This is a genomic window from Nocardia sp. NPDC041819 (genome assembly GCF_055590505.1).
The window spans coordinates 132891-159354 of sequence record NZ_JBVJAP010000007.1 but is presented as its reverse complement, the minus strand read 5'-3'; the positions used below and the strand labels follow the sequence as shown (position 1 = coordinate 159354).

General features: G+C 70.9%; 3 protein-coding genes (1 of these 3 running past the window's edge). All 3 read left to right on the top strand.

Annotated features, from left to right (window positions below; all coding sequences use genetic code 11):
• Tightly spaced (each overlapping or abutting the next), the 3 genes in view from ACZ6DL_RS21340 to ACZ6DL_RS21330 form a layout consistent with a single transcriptional unit that may run on beyond the window.
• Positions 1-12315 carry the 3' portion of an SDR family NAD(P)-dependent oxidoreductase gene (locus tag ACZ6DL_RS21340; protein WP_466053462.1) on the top strand. The gene continues 9564 nt to the left of window position 1, outside the view, so 12315 of the gene's 21879 nt are visible here — the last part of the coding sequence; the start codon falls outside the window, past its left edge; the stop codon is at positions 12313-12315.
• The gene (locus ACZ6DL_RS21335) at positions 12312-24536 is read left to right on the top strand and encodes a thioester reductase domain-containing protein (protein ID WP_466053460.1); all 12225 of its coding nucleotides are present in this window, start codon (positions 12312-12314) and stop codon (positions 24534-24536) included. The genes ACZ6DL_RS21340 and ACZ6DL_RS21335 overlap by 4 nt, the downstream gene beginning before the upstream one ends.
• Positions 24533-26464 carry a thioesterase domain-containing protein gene (locus tag ACZ6DL_RS21330; RefSeq protein WP_466053458.1) on the top strand — a complete coding sequence of 644 codons (1932 nt, stop codon included), beginning with the start codon at positions 24533-24535 and terminating at the stop codon, positions 26462-26464. The genes ACZ6DL_RS21335 and ACZ6DL_RS21330 overlap by 4 nt, the downstream gene beginning before the upstream one ends.

The window sequence follows — 26464 nt, the reverse complement described above, 5'->3', positions numbered from 1 at the left end:
CACCTCGATGAACTCACCCGAGACCAGCCATTGGAACTTTTCGTCACCTACTCCTCGGTGGCGGGCCTGCTCGGCACCCCGGGTCAGGCGAACTACGCCGCGGCCAACGCCGCCTTGGACGCGCTGGCCTGGCGGCGGCGGGCCGAGGGACTGCCCGCGCTGAGCATCGGGTGGGGACCGTTCGCGGATGTGGGTATGGCCGCCGATCGGTCCGATGTCACCGCGCGGCTCGTGCGGCGCGGTCTGCCGCCGCTGTATCAGGACGATGCGGCCGCGGCGCTCGAGCACCTCCTTCGGCACGACAGCACTGCTCCGGGCGTCTTCGAATTCGTGCCGGAACGGTGGTATGCGCACCGGGCGCCGGGCGTCGCGATGGCAGCGCCGCTGCGAACCCGACCGGAGACCACACGGGCATCGGAGCCGCCGGTGGCGTCGAACGACCTCGCCGCCATGGAGGCGCTCGTGCAGCGCGTCGCGATGCGCGTACTGGACAGGGCTGGAGAACTCGATCCGGAGGTGCCATTGCACGACACCGGGGTCGACTCCCTCACGGGGATGGAGTTGCGTGCCGCGCTCGCCACCGAGGTGGGGATGCCGTTGCCGGCCGGGCTCGTCTTCGACTACCCGACCGTGCGTGACATCGCGCGGTTCCTGCACCGAAAGGGAGCGGTCGCCTCCACTGGAGGCGAGCACGAAACCGCCGATCACGTGCCTCCGGTTCCGTCCGCGCCGCAGTCTGAGGTTTCGGCCGCGCCGCAGTCTGAGGTTCCGGCTGCGCCACACTTCGCAGTCCCACCCACGCCGCAACCTCCGGTCGCGTCCGCGCCGCACTCTGCGGTTCCGCCCACGCCACACTCTGCGGCCGCGCCCACGCCGCACCCTCTGGTCACGCCCGCGACTTACTCCGCTGTCACGTCCACGCACCAACTTCCGGTGCCGGGGCCGCGAGAACAGTCAGTGGAGGGGAACATTTCGGCCGAAGGCGCGTCCGGAAGCGACCAGCCCACCGACGACCCGATCGTCATCGTCGGGATGAGCTGCCGTTTCCCCGGCGGGGTGCGCACACCGGAAGAATTCTGGGACCTGCTGTGGCACGGACGTGACGCGATCACCGAGGTGCCGCCGCAGCGCTGGGATATCGACGCCTACTACGACCCCGACCAGGCGGCTTTGGGCACGATGTACACCCGCTGGGGCAGTTTCGTCGACGGCGCCGACGAATTCGATCCCGCGTTCTTCGGTATCGGCGCGGCGGAGGCGCGCGCGATGGACCCGCAGCAACGCCTGCTGCTCGAGACCAGCTGGGAGGCGCTGGAGCGCTCGGGCCGCGCACCCGGCACGCTGGCGGGCAGCCGCACCGGCGTGTTCGTCGGACTATGTTTCAGCGAGTATCCGGCAACACCGACGCGCGCCGCCCAGCCGACCGCGATCGGCGCGTACTCGGTGATCGGTTCGGCGCCGAGCGTGGCGGCCGGGCGCTTGGCCTATGTCCTCGGACTGCAAGGTCCGGCGATGACATTGGATACGGCATGCTCCTCGTCGCTGGTGGCGCTGCAAGCCGCCTCGGACGGATTGCGTACGGGCCGTTGCGATCTGGCACTGGTGGGTGGAGTCAACCTCCAACTGGCGCCGGAGACCACCATCGGTTTCTGCCGTCTGGCCTCGCTCTCGCCCGACGGACGGTCGCGTGCGTTCGACGCCGACGCCAATGGCTACGTCCGCGCCGATGGTTGTGGCGTGCTGGTGCTGACCCGGCTGTCGCAGGCCCGCCGCAACGGCGATCGAGTGCTGGCCGTGGTGCGTGGCGTCGCGGTGAATCACGACGGCCGATCCAACGGTCTCACCGCGCCCAACGGCCCGGCCCAGCAACGCGTCATCACCGACGCTTTGGAGAGGGCGGGCGTGCGGCCTGCCGCGGTGGACTATGTCGAGACACACGGCACCGGCACCCCGCTCGGTGATCCGATCGAGGCCACCGCGCTGGCCGAGGTGTATGGGGCGGGCCGCACGCAGCCGCTGCTCATCGGGTCGGTGAAGACCAATATCGGGCACGCCGAGGCGGCGGCCGGTGTCGCGGGGGTCATCAAAGCGGTGCTGATGTTGCAGCACCACCGGATACCGCCGAGCCTGCACTTCCACACACCCAATCCGCTGATCGACTGGGCCGCACTGCCGCTGGAAGTCGTGCGCGAAGCGCGGGACTGGCCGCGCACCGGCCACGAACCGGCGATCGGGATCAGCTCCTTCGGGATGAGCGGCACCAACGCGCACGTCGTTCTGGCGCAGGGCGACCCGGCGCAGGCGCCGCGACCGGAATCGCCGGCCGCGGAGGTACTCGTCCTGTCCGCACGCGACGAAACAGCCCTCACCGACAGCGCCCGGCGTTGGGCCGACGAAATCGACTCGGCGGGCGCGTCATTCGGGGATCTGGCCTATACCGCCGCGACCGGCCGCACCCATTTCGAAGAGCGGCTCGCGGTGGTCGCCGAGACCGGCGAGGCCGCGGCGCGAGAGCTGCGGAACCGGTCCGACCTGATCCGCGGCCGGGTGGAGCGAACAGCGCGCGCGAAGGTGGCGCTGCTGTTCACCGGGCAGGGATCGCAGTACCCCGGCATGGCACGTGAGTTGTTCGATTCCGAGCCGGTCTTCCGTGACGCCCTGCGGCGCTGCGACGCGGTGCTGGGACCGATCGCGGACGGAATCGGGCTTGTCGAAGCCGTGTACGGAGATCACGGGCCGGAGTTGCTGCGCAGCACAATGTTCACCCAACCGGTGTTGTTCGCCGTCGAGTGGGCGCTGTGGGAACTGTGGCGGGCATGGGGGATCACTCCGGCGGCGGTGCTCGGGCACAGCGTCGGGGAGTACGTCGCCGCTTGCGCGGCGGGCGCGATGACCATGGAGGACGCCCTGCGCCTGGTCGCCGCGCGGGGGCGGCTGATGCAGCGTCTGCCGGACGGCGGCGGGATGGTGGCCGTCGACGCTGCGGCCGAGCAGGTGTCCCCGCTCGTGGCACGGCATGAACCCGCGGTGTCGATCGCCGGCTACAACGGACCGGCACAGGTGGTGGTCGCCGGGCCACGAGCCGCGCTCGATCTGCTGCGGGAGGAGTTGTCGGCGGGCGGTATCCGGACCGCCGAACTCGCCGTCTCGCATGCCTTCCACTCCGCGGCGATGGATCCGATCCTCGACGACCTCGCCGCGGCGGCCGCGGGCGCGACGATGACCGACCCCGCGATCCCGCTGGTCTCGAACCTCACCGGTGCGCCGCTGCGCGCGGGGGAACTCACGCCGGAGTACTGGGCGCGGCATGCGCGTCAGCCGGTGCGGTTCGCCCAGGGCATGCGGGCCATGGCCGAGCTGGGCATCGGCGACTTCCTCGAAATCGGTCCGCAGCCGACGTTGTCGGCGCTCGGCGAGCGAGCGCTGGGCGGCTCGGCACGGTTCGCCGCGTCGCTGCGCCGCGGACGCGGTGACCGCGAGACGATGATGACCGCGCTCGGGCAGCTGTATGTGGCTGGCGCGCCGGTGGACTGGGAGCAGGTGCACCGGCCACGCGATCGGCGGCGTGTGCTCGCCCCGACGTATCCGTTTCAGCGGCAACGTTATTGGATTGACTCGCGATCCGAGACAGCCGCGTCGACGCCACCGGATAAGTCCGCGCCGAGATCGGATCTCGCGGTGCGATCGGGAGGCGCACTCGCGGAGCGAGAAAGCGCGCCGGTGCGATTCGCGGGCCGCTCGTCACGACCCGACGACGCGCCGCTTCCGGATCCGAACCCAGCTGCCCCTGAGTACTCGAAGAGCGCGTCGGCCGCCGCCCTCAGAGCTCCTGCTCCCGGAGACTTGCTCCCAGCGCAGTCGAAACACTTCGCCGCACCTTCGGAAGCCACTGCCGACTCCGCGGCGTCCATACCGACGCCGCCAGCCGCTACGCGGAACGCCTCGAACGGCGCTGCCACATCGCATACGAACCCGGTACGACCGGACAACGCTCCGGTGCCGGCTCCCACTCGACAGGAAGACCGTTCCGAGCATCCGAATTCGCGCGGGGCGGCGTCTTTCGATCTGGTGCTCGGTCCGGAGTCTCCGCGCTATCTGGCCGATCACGTCGTCGATCGGGCTGTCGTCGTACCGGGAGCGTGGTTCGTCGCGACGATCGCCGACGCCGCGCGTGAACTCGTCGCCGGTGACATCGTCGCGATCGATGACCTCGTGATCGCCCGCGGTCTCACGCTGAGCGGCCCGCAGCCGGTGCGGGTGAACGTCGAGCCGACCGGGGACGGGTGGGCGGTGCAGGTGTCGACCGAAGGTTCCGGCACGCACGCGCGCGCTCACGTCCACACCGGAACGCGCCGGATTCCGGACGGTCCCGGCCTGGCGGAGATCCTCGGCGACTGTCCGGAACACCTTGCGGCGGCGAACTTCTACGAGCTGCTGGCCCGAGCGGGCCTACCCTACGGCCCGGCGTTCCGCCGTGTCACCGGCGTGCGCTTCGGCCGCGGCGAAGCTCTGGTCACGTTGTCGGATCCCGACATCGACAGCGGCGTGGGCATGGTGCATCCGGTTCTGTTGGACGCGGCGTTCCAAGCCACCTACGCGGCGATGTCGCCGAGGACCGAGGAGCAGACGTGGGTGCCGTTCGCGATCGACCAGGCATTGGTCTCGGTCGCGGCGGGCACCGTTCGATTCGGCCATGTGCGCGTCGTCGAGCAGACGCCACAGCTGTGTGTCGCCGATGTTCGACTGCTCGATGAGGAGGGTCGCCCGGTGCTGGTCGCGAACGGATTGCGCGTGATGCCCACACCCACGCCGAACGCGGGCGGGCAGCCGTCCCGTGCGCCGCACGATCGGACCGTCACGGACGCCTACCGCATCGATTGGCAGGAGACCGGCCCGGCACTGCCCGCCTCGGCGGCCGGGCGCTGGCTGATCATCGGCGCGCCCGGAGACTTCACCGAGGGACTCGCCGACGCTTTGCGGGCGCGCGGCGCGGAGTGCGTCTTGGCCCGGCCCGGAAATGGTTTCGCCTTCCGTGCCGAAAACGAGTTCGAGGTCGACCTGGGCGTACCCGCGGCGGTGCGTGCGCTGCTCGGCGCGGTGAGCGACGGGCGGGCATCGTTGCGCGGGATCGTCTCGGCGCTCGCCCTCTCCGCCGACGATGCCCCGGCGCCGGTCGCCGCGGAACGTCTGGTCGTGGGCGCTGTGCATCTCGTGCAAGCCGCGGCGCTGGCCGGAGAGCCCGCGGTGTGGCTGCTCACCCGCCACGGTCAACGGGTCGATCCCGCCGATCAGGTGGCTCCCGAGCAGTCCGCGCTGTGGGGCTTCGCCCGCGGTGCGCAGCTCGAGCACCGCGAAATCGGCTGTCGAATCATCGATCTCGATCAGCTGGGCGACATCCGCTCGGTGGTCGACGCGCTCGTCACGCCGCAGGCGCCGCGCCAGCTCGCGCTGCGCCGGGGACGCCGGCGTGTGCCGCGGCTGGTGCCGTTGGAAGTCATCCAGGGCGAGTCGGCGGTGGCGTCCGCAGCGGGGCGGACGGTGCTGATCACCGGTGGTCTCGGCGGAGTCGGCGTGCGGCTGGCTCGCTGGTTCGTCGACCAGGGTTGGCCGGAGCTGGTGCTCGCGGGGCGGTCGGCACCCGATGCCCGAGCGGAGTCGGTCATCGCGGAGTTGCGGGGGCGGGGGGCGCGGATCGTGGTGCGGTCGCTCGACGTCGCCGATCACGACGCCGTGGCTGCCACCCTGGACTGGATCGACCGCGAGCTGCCGCCGCTGGCGGGCGTGGTGCACCTGGCCGGGGTGCTCGATGACGGCGTGGTCGCCGAGCAGACGGCAACACGCGTCGGGCGGGTTCTCGCGCCGAAGACGTTCGGCGCATGGCACCTGCACGAGTTGACCGCGGCTCGTTCTCTGCGTTTCTTCCTGCTGTTCTCCTCGGCCGCGGCGGTGGTCGGTTTGCCCGGGCAGTCCAGCTACGCCGCCGCCAACGCCTTCCTCGACGGTCTGGCCGAGTCGCGCAGTGCGGCGGGTTCGCCCGCGCTGTCGATCGCGTGGGGTCCGTGGGCGGACACCGGGATGGTCGAGCGACTCGGCAGCGGCGCCGTGCAGCGGCTGGCCCGGCGCGGCTACGGCATGCTGCGCCCTGAACAGGCCTTCGACACACTCGCCCACCTGCTCGGTTCGGTACTACCGGCGGCGGTCACCGTGCTGCCGCTCGCGCGGCCGGAGGCAGGCGGAGCCGACGTGCCGGACGTGCTGCGGGATTCGGTCGCACCCACTGTCGCGGATGTCGACAACGTCCCCGCCGCAAGCGATCCGACCGTCGAGATCGAGGCTCTGGTCCGGCGCTGCCTCGGCCTGGCGCCCGGTGACGACCTCGATCGTCCGCTGCACGAACTCGGGCTGGATTCTGTTGCGGCCCTGGAGATCCGCGACGAACTGTCCCGCCGCAGCGGTCACCGCCTGCCCGCGACGCTGGCGTTCGAGTACCCCACCCCGCGCGCCGTGGTCGGCCTGCTGGTGCGGCTCGGATCCGCTGCCGAGCCGTTCGTGCCGCCGTCGATCGAGAGCCATGGCGATTCCTCCGATCGAACGGCGGCGCGGACGCCCGCTCCTACGAGGCACAACGCGGATGCTTCGATCACACCGAACGGGGACACTCGGCCGCAGACTGCCGACAACGGATTCGCAGCACGCACCGACGAGCCCGGCACCAACGGCCGCTCATTCGCCGACGACCGGCACCTCACACACCAGCCGCTCGATCAGCGCGCCGCGGCCGACTCGTTCGCGACACCGACCGCCGTCGACCCGGCCACCGCCTCGGATGCCTACCGCGACACCGGCGCGGTAGGGGATATCGCGATCGTGGGTGTCAGCGGCCGCTACCCGGGCGCCGACGGACTCGACGCGTATTGGCGGGTGCTGGTCGAGGGACGCGACTGCGTCACCGAGATCCCGCCGCACCGCTGGGACCACACCCGCTATTTCGTTCCCGACCGGCACAACCCGTTCACCTCCTACACCAAGTGGGGCGGATTCCTCGACGACGTCGACTGTTTCGATCCGCTGTTCTTCGCCATCTCCCCGCGCGAGGCGGAAATCCTGGACCCGCAAGAGCGGCTGTTCCTGCAAACCGCCTGGGCCGCATTGGAAGACGCCGGGCATTCCCGCGCCGACCTGGCCCGCGGCGGCCTGCGCCCGGAGCAGGCCGGGGTGTTCGTCGGCGTCATGTGGGGGACCTACCAGATGTTCGGGGCCGAGGAGTCCCGGCTCGGGCACGGCACGCTGCCCGGGTCGACGTTCTGGAGCATCCCCAACCGCGTCTCGCACGCCTTGGACTTCCAAGGGCCGAGCATGGCGGTGGACACGGCGTGCTCGTCCTCGCTCACCGCGCTGCACCTGGCCTGCCAGAGCATCCGCACCGGCGAATGCAGGCTGGCGGTGGTCGGCGGCGTCAATCTGTCCTTGCATCCCTACAAGTTCGTCGCGCTGAGCCAGGGGCAGTTCGCCTCCACCGACGGGCGCTGCCGCTCCTTCGGCGCGGGCGGCGACGGGTATGTGGCCAGTGAGGGCGTCGGGGCGATGGTGCTGCGGCCGCTGGCCGACGCCGAAGCCGACGGTGACACCATCTACGGCGTCATCAAGGGCACCGCGATCAATCACGGCGGTCGCGTCAACGGGTTCACGGTGCCCAATCCCGACGTGCAGGCGGCGGTGATCCGCTCGGCGCTGCGCGCCGGTGGGGTCGACCCGGCATCGGTGTCCTACATCGAAGCCCACGGCACCGGCACCGCACTGGGTGATCCGATCGAAATCGCGGGATTGTCCAAGGTTTTCGGCGGCTCCGGTGTGTCCGAGCTACCGATCGGCTCGGTGAAGTCCAATGTCGGCCACCTCGAGGCGGCGGCCGGTGTCGCCGCCATGACGAAGGTGCTGCTGCAACTGCGTCACCGGACCATCGTGCCGTCGTTGCACGCCACTCCGGTCAACCCGAACATCGACTTCGCGGCGACGCCGTTCCGGATTCCGGCCGAGCCGCTGCCGTGGCCCGGCGGGGATCCGGCGCGCCCGCGCCGGGCGACGGTGAGTTCGTTCGGAGCGGGCGGGGCCAACGCCAACGTGGTGATCGAAGAGTACGTCGACCGCAGGCCGCCGACCCGGTTCAGCGGCGGGCAGGTCGTTCCGGTCTCGGCTCGCGACCGGGAGCGGCTGGTGGAGTACGTCGCCGCGCTGGACCGCTTCCTCGCCGCGCAACAACCGAACCTCGCCGATCTGGCCTACACGATGCAGGTGGGCCGTCAGGCGGGCAGCGCACGCGCCGCGTTCGTCGCCCGCGACATCGACCAGTTGCGCGCCGCCGTACGCGCCTGGGTCGACGACGCCCCCGGCGCCAGGTCGTGCCGGGATGCGGGGGAGGACTCCCGGATCGCGCGCTGGCTCGACGGCGGTGACATCGATTGGGCCAGCGTCCGCGATCCCGGACCTCGCCGTCGCATTCCCGCGCCGACCTATCCGTTCGCCCGGGAGCGATACTGGATTCCGGACGTCGCGCCGGTGCCCGGCTCCGCTTCCGCGCCGAGCCCGCAGACCGTGCCGGGCTCCGATTTCGTCACGAAGCCCACGCCCGGCCCGCAGTCGGCGTCCGAGCCGGACAGCGCATCGCCGCAACCCCTGTGGAGCCGAGGGTCCGCGCCCGGGCCCGTCACGGTGCCGCAGCCTGTGCTGGAGCGGGGATCCGCGTTCACGCCGGAGTCGCGGACACTCCCCGCATCGGCGCAACAGTCGGTGTCCGGGCCGGTTCCGGTGACGCCTGCGCAGAATGGCGGGTACGCGCCCGCGCCGGGGCTTGGACAGGGTCTGATGTGGCCTGTCCCGGAGTCGACGCCGCAAGCCGCGTCAGGTTCCGGCACCCCGAGGCCGCCGATTTCATCGGACCGGATCGCCGCGGAGTCCGTGACACCGCAGTCCTCGTCGTGGTCCACATCCGCCACCCACCCTGCGGCGATGCGGCAACCCGCGTCAGCGGAACGCCGATTGCTGGTTCCGGTGTGGCGAGAAGCTCCGCTCCCCAGCGGTGACCTGCGCGCCCGCCGTAGCTTGATCGTGTACAACGCACGTACTCCGCACCCTCTGGTGGAGGCTCTCGCCGCCGCGGCGGGCGATCGGGGCCGTCTGGTGCGCCTGTCGGACCTGCCGGGCGACCTGAATCGCGACGACTTCGACGCGGGCGCGGCTCTCGGCCGGGCGCTCGCGGCGCGCTACCCCGATACCGACTGCGTGCTCGACGTGTGCGATCTCGCTCCCGCGGCGGCAGGTAGGCCCACGGGTGATCTCGGCCGGATGGGGCTGTATCAGGGTGTGCTCGAGGCGCGCGCCGGTTCCCTCGCGCTGGTGCATGTTTGCGGCGGCCACGTCGGTGCCGACGGCCCGGAAGCCGCGCCGCTGGGCGGTCTGGTCGCCGCGCTCGCCGCGGAAATCCGTGACGTGCGCACGCGCAGTGTCCATGTGATCGCCGAGCGAGCGGCGGTGTGCGCCGATCCCGTGCGATTGCTGGCGATCCTGGGCGCGGAGTGCGCCGCCACCGAGGACAGCTGCCCCCGGGTGCGGTATCGGGACGGAATCCGCGAAGCCGTCGAACTGGCGGACGCGTCCGCACGTGCGGGTCTCGTCGTCGATCCCGCCCGCACCTACGTGGTGACCGGCGGGACGCGCGGACTCGGCGCGGAGTTCGCGGCGGCGCTGGTCGAGCGTGGGGCGCGCCGCTTGGCCGTGCTGGGCCGGGATCCGTTGCCGCCGGAACCGGAATGGGACCGCGTGGCCGCCGGATCCGGGCCGGTGGCGCAGAAGGTGCGGCGGTTGGTCGCGTTGCGTGATCGCGGCGTCGCGGTGCGGACCTACTTCGGCAGCCTCACCGACGAGACGGCGCTGTCGGGGTTCTTCGACCGGGTGCGGCGCGAGCTGGGTCCCATCGGTGGTGTGCTGCACTGCGCGGGAAGCGTTTCCGGCGAGAGTCCGGCGTTCGTGCGCAAGACCGGCCCCGCCATCGCGACCGTGCTCGAACCCAAGCTGGCGGGTACGGCGGTCCTCGCCGACGCGCTGGCCGCCGACCGTCCGGACTTTTTCGTGTCGTTCTCGTCGGTGTCGGCCGTGCTGCCCGCCTTGGCGGTGGGTCTGTCGGATTACGCGATGGCCAACGCGCATCTGGACCGCTTCGCCGAAGCCCAGCACGCGCTGGGACGGCCCTATTTCCGGTCGGTGGAGTGGCCGTCGTTCCGTGGCACCGGGTTCGGTGAGGTGACCAGCGCGGCCTATCGGGCCACCGGCCTTCCGGCGCTCAGTGCCGCGGAGGGGTTCGAACTGCTCGACGCGGTGCTCGGACTGCCCGCACCTGTCGTATTGCCGTATCACGGTGCGGCAGCGGATCTTTCGACACGCACCGGTCGGGCAGCGCCGGAAACGGCGACCGCACCGTCCGTGCGGCCCGCGGCGGCGACCGGGTCCACCGAGGCGTATCAGGAGTTGCTGCGGATCTTCTCCGACGAATTGAAGCTGGCTCCGGCCCGTTTCGAGGGCGACAAACGGTTCGAGGAGTACGGCGCGGACTCGGTGCTGATCGCCTCGGCGGTGCGCCGGATCGAGCAGGTCGTCGGTCAGCCCTTCGACCCGGCGCTGGTGCTGGAATTCCCGACGCTCGACGAGCTGGCGAGTCTGTTGACCGAGCAGTATCCGGAACGCTTCGCGCCCGCACCGCCACCGGATTCGCCTGCCGACCCGCAGCGTCCGTCCAGCGCCCCACCGCAGACGGAGCAGCGCGGAAAGTCACGCCCCACCGCGGCCACCTGGGCTGCCGACGCACGCCGCGGCCGGGCAGCCGAGCCGATCGCCGTGATCGGCATCGGCTGCCGGCTGCCCGGCGGCGACACTCCGGAGGCGTTCTGGCGGCTGCTGGCCGCCGGTGCGTCCGGCATCCGCGAGGTCGACCCGGCTCGCTGGGATCCCGCCCGGTTCTACCGCCCGACCGGCGGGCCCGGGCTGACCAACAGCAAGTGGGGCGGGTTCGTCGACGGTGTCGATCTGTTCGATCCGGAGTACTTCGCGGTCACCGACGAACTCGCCTGGCAGATGGACCCGTTGCAGCGGCTGCTGCTCGAGACCTCGGTGCTGGCCACCACCGATGCCGGGTACCGGCGTGACGAGCTGGCGGGCAAGCGGGTCGGCGTCTACGCGGGCAGCCGGGCGGCGAACTACTTCAACCGGATTCCGGTGCCCGACCGGCACACCGTGATCGGTATCGGGCAGAACTTCATCGCCGCGCGCATCTCCGACTTCTTCGACTGGCACGCGGGCAATGTCGTGCTCGACAGCGCGTGCTCGTCGTCGTTGTTGTCGGTGCATCTGGCCTGCCAGGCGCTGCGGTCGGGCGAGGTCGACGCGGCGCTGGCCGGTGGTGTGGAGGTGCTGCTCGACGAGATGCCGTTCGTCACCTTGTCGGCGGCGGGTGTGCTCTCGCCGCACGGGCGGTGCGCGACGTTCTCCGAGGACGCCGACGGTTTCGTGCCGGGCGAAGGTGCGGCGCTGCTGCTGCTCAAACGACTCGACGACGCCCTCGCCGACGGCGATCGGGTCTACGCGGTGCTGCGCGGCTCGGCGATCGGCAACGACGGGCACACCATGGGCATCACCACCCCGAACATGCGCGCGCAGATCGAGGTGGTCACCGCGGCGCTCGAGGCGGCGGGCATGTCGCCGGACGCGCTGTCGTATCTCGAGGCGCACGGCACCGGCACCATGATCGGCGACCCCATCGAACTGAAGGGATTGGCGACCGTGCTGGGCGACCGCTCGCGGGGCCCGGAGCCGTGCGCGGTCGGCAGCGTGAAAACCAATATCGGCCATCTGCTGTCCGCGGCGGGCATCGCCGGGGCGGTCAAGACGATCCTCGCCGTGCACCACGCGGCGCTGCCGCCGTCGCTGCACTGCGACAACCTCAATCCGCGTTTCAAGTTCACCGGTTCGCCGCTGCAGGTCAACCGGGAACTGCGCCCGTGGCGGCCGGCCGACGGCAGGCCCCGCGCGGCGGGCGTCAGCTCGTTCGGCTTCGGCGGCACCAATGCCCACCTCGTCATCGAACAGGCGCCCGACGGGCACCGGCCGACGCGCCACCCCCTGGATCCACCCGCCTTCCGCAAGAGGAGCTTCATGCTGCCCAAAACGGTTCCCAGCACATCGACGGAGCCCGCGCCGCGGATCGTGGTCCCGATGACGCCGAGCGCACCCGCGCCGTCGTTCCTGCGGGTGGAGCCGCTGCGATGAGCGGAATCGACCTGGACAGCTTCGCCACCACTCTGCGAGCCGAGGACCCCGTGGTGCGTGACCACCGGGTGCACGGTGTCCGCATTCTGCCGGGCGTGGTGTATCTCGACATGATCCTGCGTGCGGCGATGGCCGCGGGGTACCGGCCCGGTGACCTGACGATCCGGGAGGCGTTGTTCCAGCGTCCGGTGGCCCTCGGTGCCGACGGCGCCGTGCGCATCGCGTTCCGGGTCGATCGCCCGTCCGGCCGCATCGCCATCGACGTGCAGCGCTTGGACGCGGCGGGCCAGCCCGTCGGGCCGAGCGAGCCGGTCGCGGAATGTGTTGTGCTGCCCGCTGATTCGGCCACCGAACCGCCCGGTATCGATGTGGTTGGGTTCCGGGCGTCGGCGCAGGCGCGCGGTATGGCCGAGATGTACGCCCAGAGCGGCAGCCGGGGTATCGAGCATCGCGACTTCATGCGCGCCACAGGACATTTCGACCGCCGCGACGACCTGGTCACCGCGACACTGGGTCTCGGCCCCGAGGCCGCCGCGCATCTGCCCGGATTCCTGCTGCATCCCACGTTCCTGGATGCCTCCACGATCGTGCCGTTCATCGACCCGCATCGCCTCGGCGTGGACGACGACAGCGCGTTCATCCCGATCTACTTCGGTGACGTGCGCGCTTGGCGGGCCACTCCCGAGGAGGTCTTCGTGCGGGCCACCGTCCGCGGCGGCAGGCACCGCGGAGACCTGCTCGAAGCCGAGGTAGCCCTCTACGACCGGGACGGATCTCCGGTGGTCGGCTATCGGCTGACATCCAAGCGGGTGCGCGGCAGCGCGGACATTCAGCGGCTGCTGACACCGCCGGAGTCGACATCCCCGCGACCGACCGCTTCCACCCCTGTGGCCGTTACCTCCGGTGATCCGCGTGCGGTGATCGCCGCCGACTTGGCTGCTCTCGTCGCGAGCGAACTCGGCGCCGATCCCGCCGGCATCGCGACGGATGTGGGGTTCTATGAGCTCGGCTTGGATTCCGGGCGCCTGCTGCGGTTGACCGCGGAGCTGGAGGCGCGGGTCGGCGAACCGCTCTATCCGACGCTGCTGTTCGAATACCAGACCATCGAGGCGCTGGCCGGGCATCTCGCCGACACCGTCGGCACGAATTACCGGCCCCGTGACGCCACAGCGCATCCCGCCGCCGGTACTGCCTTCGGCGAGCCGGTCGTGACCGGAACAGAATCCGTCGCGGACGTGCGCACCGCGGAGCCGCCGACGGAAGCGGTCACAGCCGTCGCGGTTTCCGCAGGAGCGGACGAGCTGATCACCTTCGGATTCGACTGGGAACCCGACGCCACCACGCATCCGCGTCGCGAACCGGAGGGGCTGCTCGTCTTCGACACCGCCGAGCACCCTTACCCGCACGACGAGACCGTCACCGTCATCCAGGTCCGGCCGGGCCTCGAATTCGTCTCCGGTGCAGACGCTTTCGTCGTCGACCCGGCGAACTCGCAGCACATGCAGCTGCTGGTCGCACAGCTGACAGCACGGCGGCTGCGCTTCGACGCCGCGTTGTATCTGTGGCCCGAAGCGGCCACGGATCCGCAGACGTTGATCGAGCGGGTGTACCTGCCGCTGCGCGATCTACTGCGCGCGGCGGCGGGGGTGCCGCAGTCGCCGGTGCGCCGGGTGCTCGCTTTCACGCCTGCTACCCCCGCGGGTGAATCGAGTTGCGCACTCCTGGGCGGCTTGGCGCGCACGCTTCGGCTAGAGCAGCCGCAACCGCTTCTGCGTGCCGTGCAGCGCGACCCCGCCGGGGCGATCGGTGACCTCGTGGCCGCCGAGCTGGGCATCGATGAACGCGATCCCGACACCGAGATCCGCTACCACGGCGGACGACGCCAGGTCCGCCGGGCACGCCTGCTCACCGACCCCATGCCGAGTTCCGGCGACGCGGTGCTGCGCCCGGGATCGGTGGTCGTCGTCACCGGAGGCTTCGGTGGAATCGGGCAGCAGCTGTCTCGCCGCCTCGCCGGCGAGTACGGCGCCCGCCTGGTCCTGGTGTCGCGCCGTCCGCTCGACGCGGCGGCCGCAGGACTGCTCGGCGAACTCGCCGGCCTCGGCGCGGAAGCCGTTCATGTGCGCGCCGATGTGTCGGTGGCCGCGGACGCCGAACGCGTCGCCGCGATAGCCCACGCCACCTTCGGACCGGTCGATGTGCTCTACCACGGGGCGGGACAGTTGCGCGACGGGCTGCTGTCGAGCACCGGCCGCGACGACGCGCGATCCGTTCTGGCGCCGAAGGTCTACGGCGTCGAGCACCTGACGCGGGCGCTGCCGGAGGCCCGGCTGACCGTGTTGTTCTCCTCGGTCTCTGCGGTGCTGGGCAATCCCGGGCAAGCCGATTATGCGGCGGCCAACCGCTATCTGGACGTCTTCGCCGAACAGCGCGATCGGGCCGGAAGCCGGACGATCAGCGTCGACTGGCCGCTGTGGGCCGAGGGCGGCATGCGCCCGCCCGCCGAGCAGATCGCCGCGCTGCGGCGGGCCGGTGCCGGATTGCTGCCCACCGCGACCGGAATCGACCTGCTGTTGTCGTGTGCCACGCGCGACCGCGCGCAACTCGCGGCGATTTGGGGCGAGCCCGATGCATTACGGGCACGACTGCAACCGGCAGCCGCGTCCACCGCCGCTGCCGCCGAGCCGGTACCGGGCGACGAGCACCGCGCGCCTGCCGAGGAACCCATCGCGATCGTCGGCATCAGCGGCCGTTATCCGGACGCCGACGACATCGAGGAGTTCTGGCGCAATCTGCGCGACGGGCACGACGCGGTGCGCCCGGTCCCCGCCGAACGCTGGTGGCTGACCGCCGTCCAGGGCACTCCCGGCGCGCCGCCGATGATCGGCGGATTCGTGCGCGACGTGGGCGGGTTCGACCCGCAGTTCTTCCGGATCCCGCCCGTCCAGGCGCCGCTGCTGGACCCGCAGGAGCGTTTGTTCCTGCAGCAGGCCTACGCGGCGCTCGAGCACGCCGGCTACCACCACACCGATCCGGCCGTGCGGGCACGCCGCGTCGGTGTGTTCGTGGGCGCCACCTGGAGCGACTACCGGCTGCTGGGGGTCGCGGCCACCCGCGACGGCGATCCCGTCGCGGTGGCTTCCATCCCGTCGTCCATCGCCAACCGCACCTCCTACACCCTCGGCCTGCGCGGCCCGAGCCTCACCGTGGACACCGCGTGCTCGGCGTCGCTGACCGCGCTGCATCTGGCGCGGCGCAGTCTGCTGGACGGTGAGTGCGACGCGGCGATCGTGGGCGGGGTGAATCTGCTGCTGCACGAGGACAAGTTCCTGCTGCTGCACAGCCTGGGCATGATGTCCGACAGCGGCCGGTGCCGGCCCTTCTCCGCCGGCGCCGACGGCTATGTCCCCGGCGAGGGCGTCGGCGCGCTGTATCTGAAGCCGCTGTCGGCAGCCCGCGCCGACGGCGACACCATCCACGGCTTGATTCTCGGCAGCGCGGTCAACCACGGCGGGCAGACCTCGGGATACAGCGTGCCGCACCCCGGAGCGCAAGCCGAGGTGATCGGCGAGGCCCTGCGCGCGGCCGGGGTCGATCCCGCCGCGATCGACTACCTCGAGGCGCACGGCACCGGGACACCGCTCGGCGATCCGATCGAAATCGCCGGGTTGGCGGCGGTATTCGGAAGTTCCGGGGGCAGCGGTCGCTCCCGCGCACTCGGGTCCACGAAGTCGAACGTCGGCCATTTGGAAGCGGCCGCGGGCGTCGCGGGCCTGACCCGGGTGCTGCTGCAGATGCGCCACGGCCGAATCGCGCCGACGCTGCACGCCGCACAGGCTGGTCCGGCCATCGCGTTCAACTCGGTGCCGTTCCACCTGCCACGGGAATTGGAGGATTGGCCACGCCGCACCGTCGACGGCGTCGCGGTGGCGCGGCACGCGGGCATCAGCGCGTTCGGCGCGGGCGGCGCCAACGCCCATGTGGTGCTCGCCGAATTCGTCGACGACCGGATTGCCCCGGCCGGGACGGGGGAACCCGAGATCTTCGTGCTCTCGGCGCGCACCCCGGAGCGGCTGCACCGCTATGCCGAGACCATGGCGCGGCACTTCCGCACCCTCGATCCCGCGGACTTCCTCGACGCGTTGCGCACCTTGCAGGTGGGCAGGCCCGCGCTGGCACACCGTCTCGCGGTGGTCGCCTCCTCCCCGGTGGAGGTGGCCGACGCACTCGACCGGTTCCGCACCGACCGAATCGGTCCGGTGGTCACCGGAACCGTCGACGCACAAACCCAGCCGCTGCTCGCACCGGCGACCGACGACCAGGAACTGGCCCGCCGGTGGGTCGCGGGCGCCGACATCGATTGGCGCGGGCGCGGCGGCCCGCGGCGCCGGATCCCGTTGCCCGGCTACCCGTTCGAACGCACCGACTACTGGATCATCGCGCCGCCGCGCTCGGGCTTCGACACCGCGGTGCGGCGATTCGAGGCGGCGCTGCAGCCCACCGGCATCGTGGAGCCCGGTCGAGCCGAACTCGGCCGTTACGCGGCGATGCTGCTGTTCGCCACGCTCGCGGGCATGGGACTCACTGCGGGGGAGTGGACTCAGGAATCCTTGGACGCGCGCCTGGGAGTGCGACCGGGGTTCGGCCGGCTGCGCACCAGCTGCCTGGACATCCTGCAACGACACGGGCTCGTGCGCCGGCACGACGACCGGTTCGAGGTCCCCGGCCCGCCACCCGGCACCGGCGGGATGCGTGCCGACCTGCTGGCTCGCTTCCCGGAAACCGCGCCCTACGTGGCATTGCTGGATGGCTGCCTCGCGGCGTATCCGCGCGTGCTGCGCGGGGAGTTGTCCGCGACGGAGGTGCTGTTCCCCGGCGGCGACCTCGCATTGGTGGGCGCGATCTATCGAGGCAACGCCGCCTACGACTTCACCAACGGCTTGCTCGCCGAATTGGTGGCGGCGGTCGCGCAGCGGACCGTTGACACGCGGCCGCTGCGGATCGTGGAAATCGGGGCGGGGACAGGCGGTTCCACGCACGCGGTGCTCGACGCGCTCACCGCGCGCGGGATCGCGTTCGACTATCACTACACCGACGTCTCGCACAGTTTCCTCACGCACGGACGGCGCACCTTCGGCACGCGCGAGAACCTGCGTTTCGCGGTGCTGGATATCGACGCCGATCCGGTCGCGCAGGGATTCTCCGCGCACGAGGCCGACCTGGTGCTGTGCGCCAACGTTCTGCACGCGACGCGGTCGATCGACGCGACCCTGCGCAACATCCGGCGGTTGCTGGCGCCCGGCGGTGTGCTCGCGTTCACCGAGGCGACCACGGACCTCGAGGTGCTCGCGCTGACCTTCGGGCTGCTGGAGGGCTGGCACGCCTACCGCGATCCGGAGGCGCGTATCCCGCACTCCCCGTTGCTGTCCGAGTCACAATGGCAGGCCGCGCTGTCCGCGGCGGGATTCTCCGGTGTCCGTTCGTGGGGTCCCGGGCTGTCGGCGGACGAGGAGCCGAGTTTCCGGCTGCTGGCCGCGGTCAGCGCCACCGCGCCCGCCGCTGCGCAGGCCGCTCCCGTTGTCGCCGCACCGGCCACGACCGCGCAGCCCTCGCTCGCGGTCACCGCCCGTATGCCGCTCCCCCCGGGGGTGGCAGCCGAGCCGGATTCCGTTACGCAACGCCACTTCGCGGCCGAACCGGCTGCCGCCGCGCAGCCGCATTTCGCGGCGGCCGCTGAACCGGCCGCCGTTCGGCAGACCGAACCTTCGGCCGCCGCGCAACAGCTCGCCGCGGTGAGCGCATCCGCGCAGCCCGGCAATGCTGCGGCGTTGGAGGCCGAAATCGTCGACATCGTCGCCGACGGACTGGGTGTGGCGCGCGGTGAGGTGCGTGCGGACTTGCCGTTGTCGGAGTACGGGGTCGATTCCATTCTGGCGGTGAAGATCATCGACCGGGTCAACGCCCGCTACGGCTCGGCGCTGCGCCCCACGGTGGTGTTCGACCATCCGTCGGTACGGCTGCTCAGCGCGCACCTGGCCGGACGAGGAGCCACGGCGGCGAGCGCATCGGCGGTACAGATGCCCGCCCCACCATCTCCCGTCTCGAACGTGGCGCCGTCGGGCGCCCGAACCGTCGCTGCGCAGGCCGCGCAGTCCAGTGAGAGGTCGGCATCGATGGACGTCGCCATCATCGGCATGTCCGGGCAGTTCCCTGGCGCGGCGAACCTCGAGCAGTTCTGGCGCAATCTCGCCGATGGCCGCGACTCGGTGACCGAGGTTCCCGTCACGCGCTGGCCGATCGCCGACTACTTCCGGGCGGGGCAGGTGACGCCGGGCAAGACCTACTCCAAATGGGGCGGATTCCTCGACGGTGTCGAGGAGTTCGATCCGGCGTTCTTCGACCTGGTGCCCGCCGAAGCCGACTACATGGACCCGCAGCAGCGGCTGTTCCTGGAGCACAGCTGGCTGGCCCTGGAAGACGCCGCCATCGACCCGAAGTCGTTGCGCCGCACCCGGTGCGGTGTGTTCGCCGGGTCGCCGGGGTCGGACTACGCCAACCTGCTGCGCAGCCGTGGAGCGGCCGGTTCCCACCACATGTTCACCGGCAACAGTCCGGCCATCCTGCCCGCCCGGGTGGCCTATCACCTCGATCTCACCGGTCCGTGCCTGGGGCTGGACACCGCCTGCTCCTCGGCGCTGGTCGCGTTGCACCAGGCCTGCCGCAGCCTCGCCGCGGGCGAGTCGGAGCTCGCGCTGGCCGGAGGCGTCGCGGTGTTCGTGACGCCCGAGTACCACCTGCTCGCCTCCTCGATGGGCATGCTGTCGCCGCGCGGCCGGTGCGCGAGCTTCGACGCGGGCGCCGATGGTTTCGTGATCGCCGAGGGCGTCGGCGTGGTGGTGCTCAAGCCGCTGGCCGCCGCCGAACGCGACGGCGACCCCATCCACGGGGTGATTCGCGGGATCGGCATCAATCACGACGGCCGCACCAATGGCATCACCGCCCCGAGCGTGCGTTCGCAGACCGAACTGGAACTGGCGGTGTATCGCGACGGCTGGATCGATCCGTCCACCATCGGTTACGTCGAAACGCACGGCACCGGAACGCGTTTGGGTGATCCGATCGAAATCGAGGCGCTCACCGCCGCCTTCCGGCGCTACACCGGCGCGGTCGGCGCCGTGGCGGTGGGATCGGTGAAATCGAATATCGGGCACGCTTCGCATGCCGCGGGCATGGCGAGCCTGTTCAAGGTGCTGCTGGCCCTGCGCGCCGGACAGCTGCCGCCCTCGCTGCACGTCGACTCGGTGAACCCGCTACTCGGATTGGACGAGTCGCCGTTCTTCGTCAACACCGAGCTGCGCGCGTGGAACAGCGCACCACGGCGGGCCGCGATCAGTTCCTTCGGTTTCAGCGGCACCAACGCGCACGTGGTGGTGGATGGCGCACCGGAGCCGGTGACGGCCCGCCGTGACGTACCGGGCGGCCCGCAGCTGGTGGTGCTCTCGGCCCGCAGCGCGACGAGCTTGACCCGGATGGCACGGTCGCTGCGCAGGCACTTGGCCGCGCATCCGGAGCTGGCGCCCGCGGACATCGCGCGCACGCTGGCATTCGGGCGCGCCGATTTCGAGCATCGGCTCGCCGTGGTCGGAGACTCGGTGGACGCGATCGCGGCGCGGTTGGCCGCTTTCGCCGAGGGCGACCGTCCGGCAGGCGTGTTCACCGGAACCGTCGACACCCCGTCCACGGACCGAGCCGGAGCCATCGTGCTGGACGACCCGGTAGCAGCGGCACGGCAATGGGTCGAGGGTGGACATGTCGAACACGCGGGCTGGATCGATCCGGCCGCGCGCCGTATTCACCTGCCCGGTTACGAGTTCGACCGAGAAAGGTGCTGGGCGGCGGAGGCGAGTGCTCCATCTTCGGACGCGGTCGAGGCTGGGCGCTTCCACGAGGTTTCCGGACCGGTGAGTGTCTCCGAGGCGGCAGTCGCCGCCGATTTCGCAGGCGCCTCCGAACCAGCAGGGGCTTCCCTCCCAGCGGGCTTCCACGAACCTCAGCGCATCGGCGAGCCTCGGGAAGTTGCCGAGCCCCGGACAGTTGCGGCAACACACCGCGCCGCGGCGTCGTCGACCGACGCGGTGCCGCAAGCGCTGCGTGTAGGCGACACCGCCCCCGTACCGGCGGCATTCGCGCCCGAGACGACGCCACTCGATGGCACCTCGGCACCGCGACAGGCCGCCGGAGGCTCGGCGGTACCGGCGGCCGCACCCCTGGGCGACAGCGGCCTCCAGGACGTCGCCCACGACCCAGCGCGTGGATCTGTGGCATCTGCTGCCGAGGTCCCGCCGTTGCGCGGGGCCGCCGAAACCTACCTCAAAGGTCTACTCGCCCAGTACTGCCGACTCGACCCGCAGCGGATCCGAACCCGCATTCCGTTGCAGGACTACGGCATCGATTCGGTGCTGATCAGCAAGATGAACGACCGGCTGGAATCCGATTTCGGTCCGCTGCCGAGCACCCTGTTCTTCGAATATCAGACCGTCCGCGACCTCGCGGGCTATCTCGCCGACGAGCACTCGCCGCGCGTGGCCGCCCTCACCGCCGACCCCGCTGCCGTGACGCCGTCACCCGCCGGCGCACCCGGGGCAGCGCCTGCGGTTGCTCAAGCAAGCGTTGCTGCCGAATCCCTCGAGCAGATCCTCGACGATGCGCACGATTGCGAGGACATCGCCGTCATCGGCATGGCGGGCAAGTTCCCGATGGCGGGCACCGTCGAGGAGTTCTGGGCCAACCTGAGCGCGGGTCGCGACTGCATCGTCGAGGTGCCGCCGCAACGCTGGGATCACCGCGAATACCTGTCCGAGGATCCCGACGAGCCGGGCACCACCTACGCCCGCTGGGGTGGGTTCCTCGACGACGTGGACAAGTTCGACGCCCGCTTCTTCGGCATCACCCCCAAAGACGCCGAAGAGATGGACCCGCAGCAACGTCTGTTCCTCGAAACCTCCTGGGCCGCACTGGAAGACGCGGGTTACTCGCCGGAGCGGGTGCGCCGCAGCGCCGCGGCCCGCGGCCTGCCCGATGCCGGGGTCTTCGCCGGCGTGGGCTACGCCGAGTATCAGGCATTCGTCGGTGTGCCGATCTCGGGCTATTTCGCGGTGGCGAACCGGGTCTCCTACCACTTCGGCTTCAACGGCCCGAGTCTCGCGGTCGACACGGCGTGCTCGGCATCGCTGACCGCCCTGCATCTGGCTTGTGCGAGCCTGCGCCGCGGCGAAGCGGCCTACGCGCTGGCCGGCGGGGTGAACGTGTCGATCCACCCCGGCAAGTACCTGCTGCTCGGCTACGGCCGCTGGGCCTCCACCGACGGCCGCTGCCGGTCGTTCGGCGCGGGCGGTGACGGCTACGTGCCGGGCGAGGGTGTGGTCACTCTCGTGCTCAAACCGTTGCGCCACGCACGCGCCGACGGTGACCGCGTCTACGGCGTGATCCGCGGCAGCACCCTCAACCACGGCGGGCGCACCAACGGGTTCACCGTCCCCAACCCGGTCGCTCAGGCCGACCTCATCGGCCGGGCCCTCGACGCGGCGCGCGTCGACGCGGGCGACATCGGCTACGTGGAAGCCCACGGCACCGGTACCGCGCTGGGTGATCCCATCGAGATCGCGGCGCTGACGAAGGCGTATCGCCGCTCGACGTCCGCGAGTGGCTATTGCGGCATCGGCTCGGCGAAATCCAGTGTGGGGCATCTGGAAGCGGCGGCGGGCGCGGCGGGCGTGGTGAAGGCGCTGTTGCAGCTGCGCCACGACACCATCGCGCCGAATCTGCACAGCGACCCGCCGAACCCGGGAATCGACTTCACCGAGACTCCGTTCCGCGTCATCGACCGGCCCACGCCATGGCCGCGGCCCGCCGACGGCAAGCCCCGCGTCACCGCCGTCAGCTCCTTCGGCGCGGGCGGCTCGAACGCCCATGTGATTCTCACCGACGGCGAACCCGTCGCGCCGACTGCCGAAGACGGGCGACCGAGGATCGTGGTGTTGTCCGCGCGCGACGCCGACCGGCTCGCGGAACTGGCCGCCCGCACCGCCGACCGGCTGCGCGAGCATCCGCTTGCGCTGCCCGACGTGGCGTGGACGCTGGCCGTGGGGAGGGCCACATTCGAGCATCGCCTCGCGGTGGTGGCCACCTCCACGGCCGAACTCGTGGAATTGCTCGACAGCACAGCCGATTCGAGCGCACCGGCACCGGCCGAGGGCTTGCTGGTCTTCCGCGGGGTGGCCCGCACCCACCGCGACCTCGACGAGTTGCCCGGCGAGTCGGATGCCGAGCGCGCCGAGGTGGGCGCACTGCTGCGTTCCGGCAATCTGCCGCGGGTCGCCGAGTTGTGGGCCGGCGGGTGGACCGTGGACTGGGAACAGGGTTACGGGCGGCCGTTCGGCCGGATCGTGAGCCTGCCCGGTTATCCGTTCGCGCGGCGCAGGTACTGGATCGTGCCCGAGGACTACCAGCGGCGCACCGACCCGGCGCCGCAGGTGGTCGCGAAGACGGTGGTCGCGCGGGAAACCGAGCCGCCATCGGCGGATCGGCGCAACGGACACTCCACGAACGGCGCGGCGCACCGAGACATACCGGTGCCCGCCGAACCGGTGCGGACACCCCTCGAATCGGTCGCCACCGAGCCGTCCGGCGACGAATTCGACAGCGCGTTGCGCGATCGGCTCGCCGAGCACATCCGCGACATCTTCGCCGATCTGACCAAGACCGATCCGGCCGAGCTCGACCTCGACGCGGATTTCACCGACTTCGGGTTCGACTCGGTGGCCACCGTCCGGATGCTCAACCGGCTGATGAAGCACTACGACGTCAAGATCCCGGCGGAATCGACCGAGCTGTATCCGACCATCGCGTCGCTGTCGCACTATTTGGTGGCCGACGGCATCATCATCACCGGCGCGGCGCAAGACGCCCCGCGTCCCACCGCCGTCAGCGCGGCCACCGCGACCCAGCACGACATTCCCGCGGTGACCATGGACGCCCCGATCCCGGTGCGATCGGTCTTCATCACCGGCGTGACCGGTGTGCTGGGCGGCAAGCTGCTGCACGATCTGCTCACGCGCACCGACGTGCGGGTGACCTGCCTGGTGCGCGGCAAGACCGTGGCCGTGGCCGAGCAGCGGATCAAGCACTTCCTGGCCACCTACGATCCGGAAGCGACCCTCGAGCGGGCATTCGCCGAGCGCGTCACCACCGTGCTCGGCGATGTCTCCAGTGAACGGCTCGGCCTGGACGAGGACACCTGGCACCGGCTCGCCGACGAGGTGGACCTGACCATCCATGCCGCGGGCCGCACCACCCTGGTCACCTTTTACGACGCGCTGGCCCCGATCAACGTCGAAGGCACCCGCCGCGCAGTGGACTTCGCGCTGCGCTCGCGCGGCAAGTACCTGATGTACGTGTCGAGCTTCAGCGCGCTGGGCGATCGGCTCAACTTCAACAACCCGCCGTTCACCGAGCGCGATCTCGAACTGGGCCAAGGCTACGACCATCTGCCCTACCAGCAGACGAAGTACGAGTCCGAGAAGCTGATCCGGGCGGCGAGCGAGCGCGGACTGCTGTGGGACATCGTGCGCCCCGGCAACATCATGGGCGACAGCCGCACCGGCCGGTACCCGTTCTCCGAGGTCAGCGTCAAAGGCGCGTACTACGACATCCTCAAGACGATGATCGAGACCGGCGAGACGATGCTGACGCCGGTGCACTGGGACATCACCCCGGTCGACTACGTCAGCGCCGCGATCGTGCACATCGCCCTGCACCGCCCCACCTATCGGGAGACCTACCACCTGACCAACCCCGATATCCGGCGCTACTACGACGTGGTGCGCTATGTGCAGCGCGCAGGCTACGAAGTGGATCTGGTGCCGCTCGAGGAATTCCATCGCCGGGCCACCGACCGGCAGATCTACCGGCTGGGCAGCGACGAGGTCTACGACAGCCAGACCCTGGAGATGTTCAAGTACGGCATCGAACTGTTCGGCACCATCCACTACGAAGAAAGCTCCTACGCCGACTGCGCCTACACCCGGCGGGTGCTCGGCGCCGCGGGCATCGACTGTCCGCCTACCGAGGACCTGGTGCGGGTGTATCTGGCGCACTGCGCCGAGGTGGGATACATTCCCGCGCCGCACGGGGCCGAGCCGGCCGCGGAGGTGCTGCGATGAGCGCCGAGTGCACGATCGTCTTCCCCGGCCAGGGCGCCCAGCGCACGGGGATGGGCGCGGACTTCTGCGCCGAATACCCCCTCGCACGGGAGACTTTCGCCGAAGCCGGCGCCGCGGTGGGCGAGGACCTGCTGCGGATCTGCGCCGAGCGCGATCCGCGGTTGCATCGCACGGAGTACACCCAGCCGTGCGTGCTGACCATGGAGATCGCCGCGTACCGGGTGCTGGTGACCGAATTCGGCTTCCGGCCGGTCGCTTTCGGCGGGCACAGCCTGGGCGAGTACGCCGCGCTGGTCGCGGCGGGCGTGTTCGAACTCGCCGACGGGGTTCGCCTGGTGCGCGCGCGTGGCGCGCTGATGCAGCGTGCCGCGCCGGAGGGTGCGGGCGCGATGGCCGCGCTGATCCTGCCGGATATCGCCGGCTCCGGAGTGGCGGAGCTGGTGGCCGAGGCGGGCGCGGAGGTGGCCAACGACAATTCGACCGATCAGCTGGTCATCAGCGGTGCGCGCGAGGCGGTCGCGGCCGCGCGCGTCGTCCTCGCCGAACGTCATCCGGAGTTGCGTTTCGTCCCGTTGCGGGTGAGCGCGCCGTTCCACTCCCGGTGGATGCGCGGCATCGAGGCCGAGTTCGCCGGACATCTCACCGACTGCGCGCCGCGCATCCGCACCGAGCGTTCGGTCGCGGTGACCTCGAACTACACCGGGGAGTTCCACCGGCCCGAAACCCTCGCCGAGCATCTGGTGCGCCAGATCTCCGCTCCGGTGCGCTGGACGGCGAACATGCGCGCGCTGCTGCGCTCGGGCACCCCCCGCTACGAAGTCGGCCCGTCCGCGCCGCTGTCGAAGTTCTTCGCCACGCTGGGCGCGCCGGTGACCCGGATCGCGACGGTGGGCGATCTGCGGGCCCTCCTCGGCGAAGCGGGATCTGAACATGCCGCCGTCGAGCCCGCTGTGGCTACGATGGCAGCGTCGGCCCCAGAACGGGAATACATCGCCCCTGACACGATTTCCGTGTCGGTGGCAGCGTCGGCCGTCCCCGAACCGGACAGCATCACGCCCGGGATCATTGCGACGTCGCCGGTAGGGTCGACCATCCCTCAAACGAAAACGACTGTGGCAGGGATTGCTCCGACTTCGGAAGCACCTTCGGCCGCCCGCGGATCGACGCGACCGGCCGAGACGGATGGGCTGACCATCCACCGCAAGACCGCGGGTACTGCCGGCCTGCGGTTGTTCTGCTGGCCGTTCGCAGGCGGAAAAGCCGCCGCCTACACGCCGTGGCGGCGCGAGCTGCCCGACTGGGTGGAGCTGTGCGTGGTCGAACTGCCCGCCCGGCAGCGTCATCTGGCGCAGAGGCCCATCCGCCGCTTCACCGACCTCGTCGACGCCGCGCTGGCCCAGGTCCTGCCCCTGACCGATCTCCCGTTCGCTTTCTTCGGTCACAGCCTCGGCGCGCTGACCGCCTACGAGGTGGCCCGCCGCCTGCCCGACCCGCTCGCGCCGCGAGCGCTGTTCCTCGGTGGCGCGGTGGCCCCGCACCTGCCCAGGCCGGGGCGCTTGTCGGACCTGCCGGATCACGAGTTCGTCGCCGCGGTCGGTCATTACGGCGGCATTCCGCCCGAGGTGCGCGAGACCCCGGAGGTGATGGCGTTGTTCCTGCCCGCCTTGCGCAGCGACTTCGAGATCTTCGACGACTACCGGTTCACTCCCGCCGCCGCGCCGTCGTGCCCGGCCCACCTGTTCGGCGGCCGGGACGACCGGCAGGTGGCGGTCACGCAGTTGGAGGCCTGGCGTGACGTCCTGCCGGGACTGCGCTCCACCGAGCTGCTGCCCGGCGGTCACTTCTTCCTCGTCGAGCAGCGGGCAGCGCTGCTCGGCTCGCTCGCGGACAAGCTCGCCGCTGTCCGCCCCCACGCGGTATCCGCCTGA

Excerpts from the sequence above, each read along its gene's own strand:
- ACZ6DL_RS21335 (WP_466053460.1), top strand. The coding sequence starts at position 12,312 with ATGAGCGGAATCGACCTGGACAGCTTCGCCACCACTCTGCGAGCCGAG.
- ACZ6DL_RS21330 (WP_466053458.1), top strand. The coding sequence starts at position 24,533 with ATGAGCGCCGAGTGCACGATCGTCTTCCCCGGCCAGGGCGCCCAGCGC.